Consider the following 12,838-nt stretch of genomic DNA (forward strand, 5'->3'; position numbering starts at 1 on the left):
GTGGCCCGCGGGTCGGCGTCGAGCAGCGTCACCGAGCGGGCCGCGAGGTCGGCGCGGATGAGCCCGCCCAGCGGATGCGCGCCGACGGCCGTGACCAGCGTGACCGTCGCGCCGAGCGCGGCCGCGGTGACCGCGGCGTTGGTGGCCGGGCCGCCCGCGGCGACGTCGGCGGCGAGCGCCTCGGCCTTCTCGTCCACGCCGGGCATTCGCTCGACGCGCTGCACGAGATCCACGGTGGCGAGGCCGACGCAGACGACGTGCATGCCGGGGCCGGGCTCAGTCGGCCAGTTCGGAGAAGAACACGCCGATGTTGCGGAACACCTCGGCGATGCCCTCCCCGATCCCCTTGGCGATGTCGGCCGCGGGCTGGGGGTTCGTGCCGATGTAGAAGATGACCAGAGCCAGCACGATCCAGCCGATGGCCTTCTTCATCGCACACCTCACCTCGGTCGCTCGGTCTTGATCTATGTGATCGTGGCACAGCCGCGCACGCTTGACGTGCAACTACCCGCGATCGTTCGGCGAAAGCGGCCAGCCGGGCAGCAGCCGGGCGGCGTTGTGCCAGCAGACCGCCCTCAGCCACTCGTCGCCGAGGCCGAGGCCGGCCAGCGAGTCGAGCTGATGTGCGTACGGGTAGGGGATGTTGGGGAAGTCGCTGCCCAGCAGGACCTTGCCGGCCAGGCCCAGGTCGCGCAGCCGGGGCAGCAGGGCGGGCGGGAACGGCGCGAACCCCGTGAAGAACTCGGTGAACGCCATGGTCGTGTCGAGCCCGACGTTCTCGTAGCGCTCGGCGAGGTCGAAGAAGCCGGCGTACTCGGGCGCGCCGAGGTGCGCGGTCAGCATGGTGAGGCGGGGGTGGCGCGCCAGCACGCCGCCGATCGGGCCGGGGCCGGTGAAGCCGCTCGCGACGGGGCCGGAGCCGGCGTGCACGACGACGGGCGTGCCGGCGTCGGCGAGCAGGCCCCACGCCTCGTCGAGCAGCTTGTCGCGGGGGTCGAAGCCGCCGACCTGCAGGTGCAGCTTGAAGATCCGGGCGCCGCGCTCGAGCGCCGCCCGCACGTCGCCGGCGGCGGACGGCTCGGGGAAGAACGTGGCGCTGGGCAGGCAGCCCGGCGTGCGCCCGGCGAAGTCCAGCGTCCAGGCGTTGAGGTCGGCGGCCATGCCGGGGCGGTGCGCGTACGCGAGCGCGCTGAAGGTCCGCACGCCGAGCCGGTCGAGTTCGGCGACCCGCTCGGCCTCGGTGCCGCGGTAGGTGATCGGCCAGGGGCGGCCGATCAGCGGTCCGGCCTCGTCGAAGTGTGCCCAGACCCGCCGCTGCATCCGCTCGGGCAGGAAATGGGTGTGCACGTCGGCCAGGCCCGGCAGGCCCAGCGCGGTCCAGAAGTCGGTCATCGTCCGATCATCGCCTACCGCACGATCTGGCAGTCGCTAGCTTTTGAGGGTTACTATCATTTCATGGCTACCTCCAAATCACGCTGGTGGGCGCTCGCCGCGCTCGCCCTCTGCACCCTCGCCGTCGGCCTGGACAGCACCGTGCTCAGCGTCGCCCTGCCCACCCTCGCCGGCGACCTGCACGCCACCACCGGCGACCTGCAATGGATCACCACCGCGTACCTGCTGGTCCTGGCCGCCGCGCTGCTGCCGGCCGGCATGCTCGGTGACCGCTTCGGCCGCAAGCGGATGCTGCACGGCGCGCTCGTCGTCTTCGGCGCCGCGTCGGTCGCCTGCGCGTACGCGGCCTCCACCGGTCAGCTGATCGCCGCCCGGGCCGGGCTGGGCCTCGGCGCCGCGGTGCTGATGCCGCTGAGCTCGGCCGTCCTCACGGTGCTCTTCGACGCCGGCGAGCGGCCCCGGGCCCTGACCGTCTGGGTGACGGCGAGCGCGCTGGGCATCCCGCTCGGACCCCTGGTCGGCGGCTGGCTGCTGGTCCACTTCTGGTGGGGGTCGGTCTTCCTGATCAACGTGCCGATCGTCGTCCTCGGCCTGGTCGCGGTCGCGCTGTGGGTGCCCGAGTCGCACGGCGACCGCGCCCGCCGCCTCGACCCCGCCGGGATCGCGCTCTCCGCCACGGGCCTGGTCGCCGTCACGTACGGGATCATCGAGGCCGGCGAGCGCGGCTGGACCGACCCGCGCTCGCTGCTCACCGCCGCCGGCGGCATCGCCCTCCTGATCGTCTTCGGCTGGTGGCAGCGCCGGGCGCCGGCGCCCCTGGTCGACCTGACGCTGTTCCGCTCCCGCGGTTTCACCTGGGGCGCGCTGATGTCCACCGTCGCCGGCTTCGGGATGTTCGGCATGCTCTTCGCGCTGCCGCAGTACTACCAGTCGATCGGCGGCCACGACGCCCTCGGCACCGGCCTGCGGCTGCTGCCGGTCATCGGCGGCCTGCTGATCGGGGCCCGGATCGCCGGCCGCATCGAGCCGCGGGCCGGCGCGAAGGCGCTCGTCACCGGCGGCCTCGCCCTGATGGCCGCCGGCCTCTTCGCCGGCGGGGCGACCGGCCCCGAGACCGGGTACGGCTACGTCGCGGCCTGGGTCACCGTCGCCGGCATCGGCCTCGGCCTCACCATGCCGCCCGCGATGAACGCGGCCCTCGGCGCGCTGTCCCCGCAGAGCAGCGGCGTCGGCTCCGGCCTCATCCAGGCGATGCGCCAGGTCGGCGCCGCGATCGGCGTGACCGTGCTCGGCACCGTGCTCAACGGCGTCTACCGCGACCAGGCCGACGTGAGCGGGCTGACCGCGCCCGCGGCCGGCGCCGTACGCGACAGCGTCACCGCCGGGGTGGCGGTCGCCGGCCGGCTCGGCGACCGGACCCTGCTGCACTCGGTGCAGGCGGCGTTCACCTCCGGAATGGACCGGGCGCTGCTGGTCGCCGGCGCGGTCGCGGTCTGCGGCGCCGTACTCTCGCTGATCTTCCTGCCGTCCCGGCCGCGGCCGTCCGATCACCGGATCGCGCCCCGGACGCCCGTCGGGCCGCCGGCGGCGGCAGAATCGGTGGCATGACGTCGTCCCTGCCGACCGGGTTACGCGAACGCAAGAAGGCCAAGACGCGGGCCGCGATCCGCGCCCACGCCATGCGGCTCTTCGAGGACCAGGGCTACGCCGCCACGACGGTCGATCAGATCGCCGAGGCGGCGGACGTCTCGCAGAGCACGTTCTTCCGGTACTTCCCCACCAAGGAGGAGGTCGTCCTCACCGACGACTACGACCCTCCGATGATCGCCGCGCTGCGGGCCCAGCCGCCGGAGGTGGGGCCGATCGAGGCCATCCGGCGCAGCATCCGGGCGATCTACGACCAGCTCACCCCCGACGAGTGGCATCAGGAACACCGCCGGCAGCTGCTGATCGAGAGCGTCCCCGAGCTGCGCGCGCGCAACGCCGAGCAGTACACCCAGATCGTCGGGCTGCTCGGCGCCGCGGTGGCCGAACGGGCCGGGCTGCCCGCCGACGACTTCTCCAGCCGGGTGCTCGCCGGCGCGGTGATCGGCGCGGCGCTGGCCGTCGTTCCGCACGGGCTCATCTCGGCGTCGGGCCCGGACTACCTCGACCGGTTCGAACGCGCCCTGTCCCTGGTCGAGGGCGGCTTCCCGCTCGGGCCCGGGCAGGCTTAGAAAGCGACGGCATCGGGTACGCCGTCGCGCATGACCCCGCACCCCGCGCTCGTTTCGGCCGCGGAAGCCATCACCTCCGCCGGCACCGTCCAACTCGTCCTCGCCGCGGTGCTCGGCATCGCGGTCGTCGTCCTGCTCATCGCCTGGGCCAAGTGGCATCCGTTCCTGGCCCTCATCCTCGGCGCGGCCGCGCTCGGGGTCACCGCGGGCGCCGCGCCCGGCGCCACCGTCACGTCGTTCACCACCGGAGTCGGCAGCACGGTCGGCAGCGTCGGGCTGCTGATCGCGCTCGGCTCGATGATCGGCGCGCTGCTGGCCGAGTCCGGCGGGGCGGACGCCATCGTCACCACGATGGTCCGTAAGGTCTCGGGTTCGGCGCTGCCCTGGGCCATGGCCGGCGTCGCCGCGCTCATCGGCCTGCCGCTGTTCTTCGAGGTCGGGGTCGTGCTGCTGGTGCCGATCGTGCTGCTCGCCGCGCAGCGCACCGGCGTGTCGCTACTCAAGATCGGCATACCGGCGCTGGCCGGCCTCTCCGTCCTGCACGGCCTGGTCCCGCCGCACCCCGGCCCGCTGGTCGCGATCTCCACCCTCAACGCGGACCTCGGCCTCACCCTCGCGTTCGGCCTGATCTGCGCCGTGCCGACCGTGATCGTCGCGGGCCCGCTCTTCGGCAACTTCATCGCCAAGCGGGTGCCGCTCGCCGCACCGCCCGCCCTGGTGCCCGCGGGAGCCGCCGCCGGCGCACCCGGCGCGGATGCGGAGATCCCGCCCGCCCGGCAGGGCCTCGGCGACCGCGACGACCCGGTCGAGGACGAGTTGCCGGCCGGCCGGCGCCGGCCGAGCGTGCTCGCCGCCGTGCTGACCATCCTGCTGCCGATCGTGCTCATGCTGGCCCGGGCCATCGGCGAGCTGACCCTGGACAAGGAGAACCGGCTGCGCACGGCGCTCGACGTCGCCGGCACCCCCGTGGTCGCGCTGCTCGCCGGCGTGCTCCTGGCGATGTGGACGCTCGGCAAGCGGGCCGGCTTCGACCGGGTGCAGACCTCGGCGGTCATCGGCGGCTCGCTGCCGCCGATCGCCGGCATCCTGCTCATCGTCGCGGCCGGCGGCGGCTTCAAGCAGGTGCTTGTCGACACGGGCGTCGGCAACGTGATCGCGGACGCGGCCACCGACGCCAACATGTCCGCGCTGCTGCTCGGCTACCTCGTCGCGGTCGGGATCCGGGTCGCCACCGGCTCGGCCACCGTCGCCACCATCAGCGCCGCCGGCATCGTCGCCCCGCTCGCGGCGACCCTCGACAAGCCGGAGGTCTCCCTGCTGGCCCTGGCCATCGGGTGCGGCTCGCTGTTCTTCTCGCACGTCAACGACGCCGGCTTCTGGCTGGTGAAGGAGTACTTCGGGATGACCGTCGGGCAGACCATCAAGACCTGGTCGGTGATGGAGACGATCATCTCCGTGTTCGGCTTCGGCTGCGTGCTGATCCTCGACATATTCGTCTAGTACGGCGGCCACCGTTCGAGCTCCTGGCCGGAGCTCGAGGTCGAGGCGTCGTCCGTAGCGGGCGCGACGGGCGCGGTCCTGGTGTTGGTTGCCGTCGCCCTCCCTGGCCGGCGCAAACGGGGTCACCTCACCGGGCCCGGCAGGGCAGAGCCTGGACAGTGAGGCAGCCGGTCGGTCCGGCGGGCGGCCGTCTGCGATCATGGTCCGGCTCACTGCCACCTGGGGAGGTCGCATGCCGCACGACGCAGGGGACCCGTCCGGGCCGGGGACGCGGTCCGCAACGACCGGCACGTTCGTGACGATCGGGGCGCTGCTGCTCCTGATCGGCTGGTTCCGCGACGAGATGGCGGGGAACAGCGGCCTGTCTCCGGTCGCCGGCCGATGGCTGGGAGCGCTGGTGGTGCTGCTGTGCGCCCTGGTCGCGCTGGTGCGGAACGCAGCGGTGCCCGGATTCATACTTCGCTGGTGGGTGACGGCCGGGCTCGTCGTCCTGGCGGTGGCGACCACCGCGTTCCATGTCGTCGACGCGCTGCGCCGCTACGGTGACGGCTACCCGGGCGTGGTGGCCCCGCTCGGGGTGGTCGGCGGAGCCGCGGTCACCGTCGGCCTGCTGCTCGGCGCCTCCCGGCCGGCCGAAGGGCGCCGGCGCCGGTGGAACGTCCGGCGGCTCGCCCCGGTCGCCTGCGTATCGGCGCTGCTGGCTGCCGTGTGCGTGCCGGTGGCGCTCACCTCTGACAGTTGGCCGATCAGGTCGGCCACCGCGGGCGCGGTGGCCGTGCCGCCGGTGCCCGGCGCGGTGTCCAAGGTCGGCTGGACCACTCCGATGCCGGGACGGGTCCGCGACGTACGCCGGGCCGGGGCGGGCGCGGTCCTGCTGCTCGAGGACGGCGTTCTCGGCGTCGACGGGCTCAGCGGCGCGATCCGCTGGTCCTACCGGCGGCTGGGCGGGCATGCGGCCTGGATGGTGGTCAGCCCGGACGGCGGGGCCGTGGTTCTGGGCATGGCCCTGCCGGAGAACCGCGGCGCCGACACGATGCTGATCCTGGACGCGATGACCGGTGCCGTCCGGTCCTCCGGCCACTACCCGTCCAGCCTCTTGAACCCCAGCCAGGACATGATCACCGACGACGTGCTGGTGGGCCGCCCGATGTGGAACGACGACGGCGCCTATCCCGCGTTCTCGCTGCGCGACGGCAGTATCGCCTGGACCTGGCACAGGCCGGATGGCTGTCGCGCCGACGATCTCTACGCGGTGGGCGCGCTGCACCACCGGATCATCGTGTCCGTGCAGTGCGGCGCTCAGGCGAGGTTCGTCCTGCTCGACGGCGCCACCGGCCGCCAGGTCGGAGAACATGTCGTCGCCACCTCGACGACGAGGAACCTGCCACCGGAGGTCATCATGGCACCGGATCGGTTGCTGGCGCTGCTGAAGGCGCATGATCCGGTCCCGCCGGAACAGGCCTATCAGCTGCTCGACGTCGAGAGCGACCAGATCCTGCCGATGCGGTACCCGCTGCGCAGGCTGATCGGGCATGGCCTGGCGACGGGCGGCGCGACCTGGAAAGTGGGCCCGCTGCGCGATGCCCGGACCGGCGAGGTGCGTCACCCGGAAACGATCCGCTACTGTGCGGTCGACGGTGTCCTGCTGGAGAGCATGGTCCTGTGCGTGGCGCGGCGTGACTACAGCTGGATCACGGGATTCATGGACACCGGTCAGGCGGACTTGACGCTCACCCCGCTGGGGACGCGCCAGGCCGCTGAGCTGCCGGTGGATCTCGGGCCGCGTGAAAAGGCCGGTTCCGAGCACGCGTTGGAGCTGGTCGCGGCGAACGGCGCAGTGATCGTCTACTCCGACATCGACGGGCGGGGCGGCTCCGGCAACGTCGTGGTCGGACTCCGGTAATCGGTCCGGCCCGGGACCGCGTGGACCCGGCGCGGTGCCGGTGACGGGTCGAAAGGGCCACGGTTCCACGACTGGGCCTGGCCGGCCGACGCTGGTCACCCTGGCGACGCCGTCACCAGGCACGAGCCGGACAAGCCCACTACGCCCGCCGCCTCAGCCTCGAACTCCAGCCATGATCACGAATGGCGGCTGCCGTACCAGCCGAGGGGGCTGGCCTGGAGCGGGCCGGCCAACCCCCTGCCATGCGGGCTAGGCGTTGATCTTGTCGCGCCAGGCGAGGAAATCGCGGAGCTCGGTCAGGTCGGGCTTCGGCCCGCCGGCGTGCACGGTGAAGAGGCGGGCGCCGAGCTCGTACATCCGGTCGCGGCTCTCGGCCTTGCCCATCACCGAGACCTCGATCTCGGCGGGGTCGCGGCCGATGCCCTCGCAGTGGGTGGCGAGGATGCCGAGCTTGCGTGTGAGGGTCTCGGCGTCGGCGAAGCTGTGCCAGATGTCGGCGTGCTTCGCGACCAGCTTCAGCGTCTTCTTCTCGCCGCCGCCGCCGATCAGCACCGGGATCTTCCGGGTCGGCGGCGGGTTGAGCCTGCCCCACCGCGACTCGATCCGCGGCAGCGCCCCGGCCAGGTCGTCCAGCCGGCCGCCGGCCGTGCCGAAGTCGTAGCCGTACTCCTGGTAGTCCCTCTCGAACCAGCCCGAGCCGATGCCGAGGATGAGCCGGCCGTCGCTGATGTGGTCGACGGTGCGGGACATGTCGGCGAGCAGCTCGGGATTGCGGTAGCTGTTGCACGACACGAGCGCGCCGATCTCCACCCGGGAGGTCGCCTCCGCCCAGGCGGCGAGCATGGTCCAGCACTCGAAGTGCAGGCCCTCGGGATCGCCCGAGAGCGGGTAGAAGTGATCCCAGTTGAACAGGACGTCGACGCCGAGCTCCTCGGCCTCGGCCGCCGCCTGGCGAATGATGGAGTACTCCATGTGCTGGGGCTGAAGTTGCAGCCCGATCCTTACCGGCCTCGAGGTCATGATCGCAGCGTAGGCCGCCGCCTCCCGCCCCGCGTTCGCGGCCACGCCGTACGCGGGGCAAGCCGGCCGAATCCGCTGTTACCGGTGTCCTAGAGCTCGTCGCTCTCCCTTCTGAGGTGCCGCAGCGACATCCTGATGTCGGCCAGCTCCTCGTGTCCGCTGAGCGCCGCCAGATCCTCCCGGTCTGCCAGCTCCTCGGCGTCGCCGTACAACCAGCTGTCATCGTGGGTATCGGCGATGACGCGAATTCCCGCGATCTCCAGCTCCGTGACGAAGATCTGTGCTTCCGGTCCCAGGCGGTGCCCCAGACCCTCGATGCGAATCTTCTTCAGGCTCCGCATTCCTTTCAGGATCTCAAGGTCGGGAAGGTCATTGTTGTCGAGTAGCGTCAGCTCCTTGAGCAGGTGCAGGTGCAGGTGCAGTAGTGCAGACCAGTCCTCGACCGGACAGTTCTCCAGAGTCAGATATCGCAACGAGTCGAGGTATCCGAGAAAGTCGATGTCGTAAAGGTGATTCATATCCTTGAGTCGCAACGACTGCAGGCCCGGAGAGTCCGCTATGCCCGCGAGGCCTTCCAGGCGGGGGCAGTTGATGATCCAGAGCCTGCGGAGCGGCAGCCGCCACAAGCCGCCCAGTCTGCGCAGGTCGGGACACCACGCCAGGGTCAGGGAGGACACCGAGGAACGTTGTCCCGCAAGCCTTTCCGTGTCGTCCAGCCGGGAGACGTCATAGGCCAGCTCCAGCCGCCGCAGGGCCGGGAGGCGGTCGAGCAGGCCGTCGAGGTCGACGTCGATACTTTCGATCGAAAGTATGCCGAGCCTGCTCAGCCTGCTCTGGGCGGCGCGGTCGAGCCGCACCGGGCAATCTCTGATCGCGAGGGTGCTCAGACTGTTTGATCTCAGGGCCGCGTCCATGTCCCGCAGGTTCGTGCACTGCTCCACAATCACCGTTTCCAGCGTGCTGCTGGCACCGAGGAAATCCAGAGATTCGACCTCGTGGTTGAGGCGCAATGTGAAGGTCTCGATGCTGGTGATTTCGCCGAGGGCGGTCAACGCGTCGCCCGCTTGCCCGACGATTTCGCATTTGACCGGGCCGAGATCGGTGACGTCCGGTAATCCCCGGATCGGCTCGGCCTCACCGACGTCGACGTGCCACCCGCCGCCGGGATGCGGCCCGAACGCGGCTCTGGCGAACTCGACCGGGTCGAAGAAGCTCCACGCGTTCAGCCGGGCCTGGCACACCGCCGGCCTCCGGTCCGTGCTGAACCGCTCGATGACCCGCAGCGCCGCCGGGCCGCCGACCAGGGCGGCGGTGTACAGCGTCGCGGCCGCCGAACTGTCGGACAGGCCGGCGACATCCACCGGCAGGGCAGGCAACACCTCCTCGCCCAGCCCGGCCAGGACACGTGCCGCCCGTAGATTCGCGGGAGGCACCAACTCGCGGAGACCTCGCAGAACCCGGCCGGAGACCTCCGGCGACATGCGCGAGACGACCTCGGAGCAGCTGAGGGCGAGCAGCCGGAGCCGTGCCCGGCGGGCCGCCGGCAGGCGACGCCTCTCGGCCCTGTCGAGCAGGGCCGTCAGCAGCCGCTCCGCCTCGTGCTGCCGCGCGTATCCCGCCGCCATCACGATGACCTCGTGAAACTCATCGCTGTCGGCGTGCCGCAGCAGGGCCTCGATGGCGTCGCCGTCGACGAATCGGGCGGCCGCCAGATACTCCTGGAACGTCTTGTGGATGAAGTCGATGCGGCCCGGCGCCGGCTCACGCAACACTCCCGAGCGGGCCAGCAGGAAGTCGTGCACGTCGTCCGCGGACACCCGGACGTGCGGCATGGTCGTGATGATCGACGAAATCTTGGCGCGAACCCGGGCCTCGTCGGCGTCTGCCAGGCCGTTGCTGGTGAACCAGTACGCCAGGTCCTGCAGGATCGCGAGGCGATCGTCCAGCTCTAGTCCGATGTCCACCCGGTCCGAGATCCGCCGCTCGTGGTCGCGCCGGCGCAACAGCATCTCCAGGGCGGCCCGATAGATCTCTATTCGCCGTTGCGGCAGATGGGTACGGCGCTCCCAGTTCAGCGCGCACAGCAGGGCACAGAGCAGCGGATTGGTCGCCATCATGCGCAACGGCCGGCTGCGGTCGATGGAGGCGATCATCGCTCGGCGGAACTGATCCACCTCGGCATCCGTGACGCGATTGCCCGCCTCCACCTTCACCGCGGCATGCCAGTGCCGGATGAAGGCCGCGACGTGCGCCCGGGTCATCGGCAGCAGGTCGGACTGAACGAACCCGGCAGACTCCAGCCACTCCTGGGGGGTGGAACCCACACGGGAGGTCACCACGATCCGGGCCCTCGGATAGTCGTGCACCAGGTCGCCGATCCACTCGTGCAACTCGGCCCGGCGGTGCTTGGGAATCTCGTCCACGCCGTCCAGCAGGAGAACCCCGCGGCCGTCGGCGAGCACCCGGGAGACCCAGCCCGGGTCCGGAATTCGTTCGATCAACGACCGGGACAGCCCGGTCAGGATTCCGCTCGGCCCCGGAAACTCCTGATCGGCGAAGCGCCGCAACTGCACGAGAACGGGAATCAGGCTGTTCCAGCCGGCGAGCCGCCCGCGATGGCCGCCGAGAGCAGCCTGAAGTGCCAGCCACCGCAGAAGCGTGGTCTTGCCCGACCCGGGTAGTCCGCTGATGTAGACGCACCGGCTCGCCGAGACGACCTCGTCGATGGTCGCCTCCACCTCGCCGTCGCGATCCGACATCAGCAGACCGATGTAGGCGACGTCGAGGGAGTAGCGCCGGGTCGGCCCGGCGACGGTTACGCCGAAGAGTTCGATGCGATCGAACTTTCTGATCACCTCGCGGCGGTAGTCGACCTCGAACTCCGCCTCGGCCGTCCGTCCCGACAGAACCGACCGCCGTGGCATCTGCGCCAGCACCTGCCGGAGAAGATCGATGATCTCCCCGTCCCGGGACAGCAGCTCCCGGAGCGTTCGCTGCTGAAAGCTGGGCAGGGTGATGATCACTTCGACCAGATGCGAGATCGACTCTTTCGTCATCCGGGCGAAGAACGCCTCCCCGGCCTCGCTCAGGCCCAGCTTGGCCAGCTGACCGTCCGCGGCGGGGGCGACCAGCGCGATCAGGGCGGCCTCATCGAGGTTGGCGTCGAAGAGCGCGTCGTCGGTGAACTCCGTGGCCTCCAGGGCCGCGGCCACGCCCTCCAGGACGAGATTCCGGTCGGCGGACGGCATCGCCGTCATCTCGGCGTCGACGACGGGCTGCAACCGGTCGGCGATGATCTCCGCGAGCTGCTCCATCTGCCGGTGCAGCTTCCGCTGCGGCAGAAGGCCCAGCCCCCGCGCGCCGGCCAGCTCGAGAAGACCCATCCGCCGCTCCGCCGCCGATCGCCGTCCCGCGACGAGCGCCTTGCCGCCGACCGTCGCGACCGTGGTGCCGATGCGAAGCAGGATGGTCTCGACCGCCATGTCCCAACGTTAGTGAAACCACGCGAACGGCGGAACAAGGGCGATGGCGCAGCCCTCGGCCGTGATGCCCGACGGGCGGTTGAACCGGGGCCGCCCGGCGTCCGTGTCTCTCGTAGCGTCAGCGGTCTGTCGGCGAAGTGCCGGGCGGCCGCCGGCGAGGTGACCCGGCTCGGAGTCGGCGACGGGGGGAGGCGGCATGCCGGACAGCGTGGAGGTCGACACCGGGCAGGTGGGCGAGTTCGCGAAGGGCCTGCGCCTGGAGGCGGACAGCGGTTTCGCGGCGGTGGCCGAGCGCGCCGCCGACCTGCACCGCCACGGCGTGGTCTTCGGGGCGTCGATCCCCGGTGGCACCGTGCTGGAGGTCAAGAACCGCTACGCGCGGGCGCTTGCCGACACCGACGCCAACCTGCGCGCGTACCGGCGGGCCGCGGGGATCTTCGCCGATGTGGCGGAGCGGATCGCCCGCGAATTCGCCTCCGTCGACATGGCGTCGGCGCAGGCGCAGCAGCGGGTCGATGGGCTGCTGCAGGGCGCCGTGGCGCGCGCGAACGCCGCACTTGCCGGGGGGTCCTGATGGCCGGCGGCGGGGCGGACTGGAACGCCTACAACCTGCCCGCGATCTGGTCGATGATCGAGCCGGAGAACGTCTGCACCGGCGCGGACCGGGTGCTGGGCTGGATGAACCTGGCGGCCGCGTGCCGCGACCAGCATCGCCGGCTGCTCGCCGCCCGCGAGGAGCTGGCCGAGGTGTGGTCGCCCGACAAGAACGCGTCCGCGCGGCATTTCCTCCGGCAGCTCGACCTGCTTGCCGTGTCGATGGACCAGACGCTGACCCGCGCGGAGGACACCCGCGTGGGCCTGCAGGGGGTGTTCGAGGCCCTCAGCACGGCGCAGAGCACGATCCGGCCGCTCGCGGCGGAGCGCGACGTGGTCGCGGGCGACCTCATCCCGCGCTTCCTGGACCACGCCGAGGACGAGTACGACGAGCGCGCCCGGCAGGCCATGCGCGAGGCCGAGGCGGCGATCGGCGAGCACGGCCGGCAGATCCAGGCGCCGGCGCTCTTTCAGCTCGGTACCGGCGCGAGCGGCCGGGATCCCGATCTGCCGGACGAGGAAGGCTCCGAATCCGGAGCCGCCGCGGGCGACGGGCCGGCTCTCGGCGCGTTGCGCGCCGAGCCTCGGCCGGTCGCGGTGCCGCACGACCCGCCCGCGCCGTCCGCCGCGGCGGTGCCGCCGGCGGGTGCCGGGTCGTCGGCCGGGGCGGGCCCCGGCCTGGCCGGCGTCGTGCAGGCGCCGCCCGTCCCGGCGGCGGGCGCCGGTGGGGG

The 12,838-nt window shown here is 71.7% G+C and carries 10 protein-coding genes and 1 pseudogene; 6 read left to right on the plus strand and 5 right to left on the minus strand.

The features are described from left to right. The 3 genes from AB0F10_RS39455 to AB0F10_RS39465 form a co-directional block, all read right to left on the minus strand. Window positions 1–263 (minus strand): PfkB family carbohydrate kinase (locus AB0F10_RS39455; protein ID WP_360637715.1); only part of this gene is annotated, 263 nt, incomplete at its 3' end. A 13-nt stretch (window positions 264–276) separates the two neighbouring features. After that, window positions 277–432 (minus strand): hypothetical protein, encoded by a 156-nt coding sequence (locus AB0F10_RS39460; RefSeq protein WP_360637718.1) that lies wholly within the window; start codon window positions 430–432, stop codon window positions 277–279. 72 nt (window positions 433–504) lie between these two features. After that, window positions 505–1,392: an amidohydrolase family protein gene (locus AB0F10_RS39465; RefSeq protein ID WP_360637721.1), complete on the minus strand. Its 888-nt coding sequence runs from the start codon at window positions 1,390–1,392 to the stop codon at window positions 505–507. A gap of 63 nt (window positions 1,393–1,455) precedes the next feature. Between AB0F10_RS39465 and AB0F10_RS39470 the strand changes: the two genes are divergently transcribed. From AB0F10_RS39470 to AB0F10_RS39485, 4 genes are all read left to right on the plus strand, one after another. Continuing rightward, window positions 1,456–3,000, plus strand: coding sequence for a DHA2 family efflux MFS transporter permease subunit (locus AB0F10_RS39470; protein ID WP_360637724.1), 1,545 nt, complete (start codon window positions 1,456–1,458; stop codon window positions 2,998–3,000). Then, on the plus strand, window positions 2,997–3,608 hold the full coding sequence (locus tag AB0F10_RS39475; RefSeq protein ID WP_360637727.1) for a TetR family transcriptional regulator: 612 nt from the start codon (window positions 2,997–2,999) through the stop codon (window positions 3,606–3,608). The genes AB0F10_RS39470 and AB0F10_RS39475 overlap by 4 nt, the downstream gene beginning before the upstream one ends. 30 nt (window positions 3,609–3,638) lie before the next feature. Continuing rightward, window positions 3,639–5,108, plus strand: a complete 1,470-nt coding sequence (locus tag AB0F10_RS39480) for a gluconate:H+ symporter (protein WP_360637730.1) — start codon at window positions 3,639–3,641, stop codon at window positions 5,106–5,108. Window positions 5,109–5,340: 232 nt separating this feature from the next. After that, window positions 5,341–7,011, plus strand: a complete 1,671-nt coding sequence (locus tag AB0F10_RS39485) for a hypothetical protein (protein ID WP_360637733.1) — start codon at window positions 5,341–5,343, stop codon at window positions 7,009–7,011. A 249-nt stretch (window positions 7,012–7,260) separates the two neighbouring features. Here AB0F10_RS39485 and AB0F10_RS39490 read toward each other — a convergent pair whose 3' ends face one another. Together AB0F10_RS39490 and AB0F10_RS39495 are read right to left on the minus strand one after the other, a co-directional pair. Next, on the minus strand, window positions 7,261–8,031 hold the full coding sequence (locus AB0F10_RS39490; protein ID WP_360637736.1) for an LLM class F420-dependent oxidoreductase: 771 nt from the start codon (window positions 8,029–8,031) through the stop codon (window positions 7,261–7,263). 89 nt (window positions 8,032–8,120) lie between these two features. After that, window positions 8,121–11,513, minus strand: coding sequence for an NACHT domain-containing protein (locus AB0F10_RS39495; protein WP_360637739.1), 3,393 nt, complete (start codon window positions 11,511–11,513; stop codon window positions 8,121–8,123). A gap of 196 nt (window positions 11,514–11,709) precedes the next feature. Here AB0F10_RS39495 and AB0F10_RS39500 point away from each other — a divergent pair, with 196 nt between their 5' ends. Together AB0F10_RS39500 and AB0F10_RS39505 are read left to right on the plus strand one after the other, a co-directional pair. Then, on the plus strand, window positions 11,710–12,087 hold the full coding sequence (locus AB0F10_RS39500; protein ID WP_360637742.1) for a hypothetical protein: 378 nt from the start codon (window positions 11,710–11,712) through the stop codon (window positions 12,085–12,087). Beyond that, window positions 12,087–12,838: pseudogene (locus AB0F10_RS39505) on the plus strand (hypothetical protein); the annotation flags it as partial. The gene AB0F10_RS39500 and the pseudogene AB0F10_RS39505, both read left to right, overlap by 1 nt.

The sequence above is a fragment of the Actinoplanes sp. NPDC026623 genome, from assembly GCF_040638275.1.
Classification (GTDB): domain Bacteria; phylum Actinomycetota; class Actinomycetes; order Mycobacteriales; family Micromonosporaceae; genus Actinoplanes.

Excerpts from the sequence above, each read along its gene's own strand:
- AB0F10_RS39460 (WP_360637718.1), bottom strand. The coding sequence starts at position 432 with ATGAAGAAGGCCATCGGCTGGATCGTGCTGGCTCTGGTCATCTTCTAC.
- AB0F10_RS39465 (WP_360637721.1), bottom strand. The coding sequence starts at position 1,392 with ATGACCGACTTCTGGACCGCGCTGGGCCTGCCGGGCCTGGCCGACGTG.
- AB0F10_RS39470 (WP_360637724.1), top strand. The coding sequence starts at position 1,456 with ATGGCTACCTCCAAATCACGCTGGTGGGCGCTCGCCGCGCTCGCCCTC.
- AB0F10_RS39475 (WP_360637727.1), top strand. The coding sequence starts at position 2,997 with ATGACGTCGTCCCTGCCGACCGGGTTACGCGAACGCAAGAAGGCCAAG.
- AB0F10_RS39480 (WP_360637730.1), top strand. The coding sequence starts at position 3,639 with ATGACCCCGCACCCCGCGCTCGTTTCGGCCGCGGAAGCCATCACCTCC.
- AB0F10_RS39485 (WP_360637733.1), top strand. The coding sequence starts at position 5,341 with ATGCCGCACGACGCAGGGGACCCGTCCGGGCCGGGGACGCGGTCCGCA.
- AB0F10_RS39490 (WP_360637736.1), bottom strand. The coding sequence starts at position 8,031 with ATGACCTCGAGGCCGGTAAGGATCGGGCTGCAACTTCAGCCCCAGCAC.
- AB0F10_RS39495 (WP_360637739.1), bottom strand. The coding sequence starts at position 11,513 with ATGGCGGTCGAGACCATCCTGCTTCGCATCGGCACCACGGTCGCGACG.
- AB0F10_RS39500 (WP_360637742.1), top strand. The coding sequence starts at position 11,710 with ATGCCGGACAGCGTGGAGGTCGACACCGGGCAGGTGGGCGAGTTCGCG.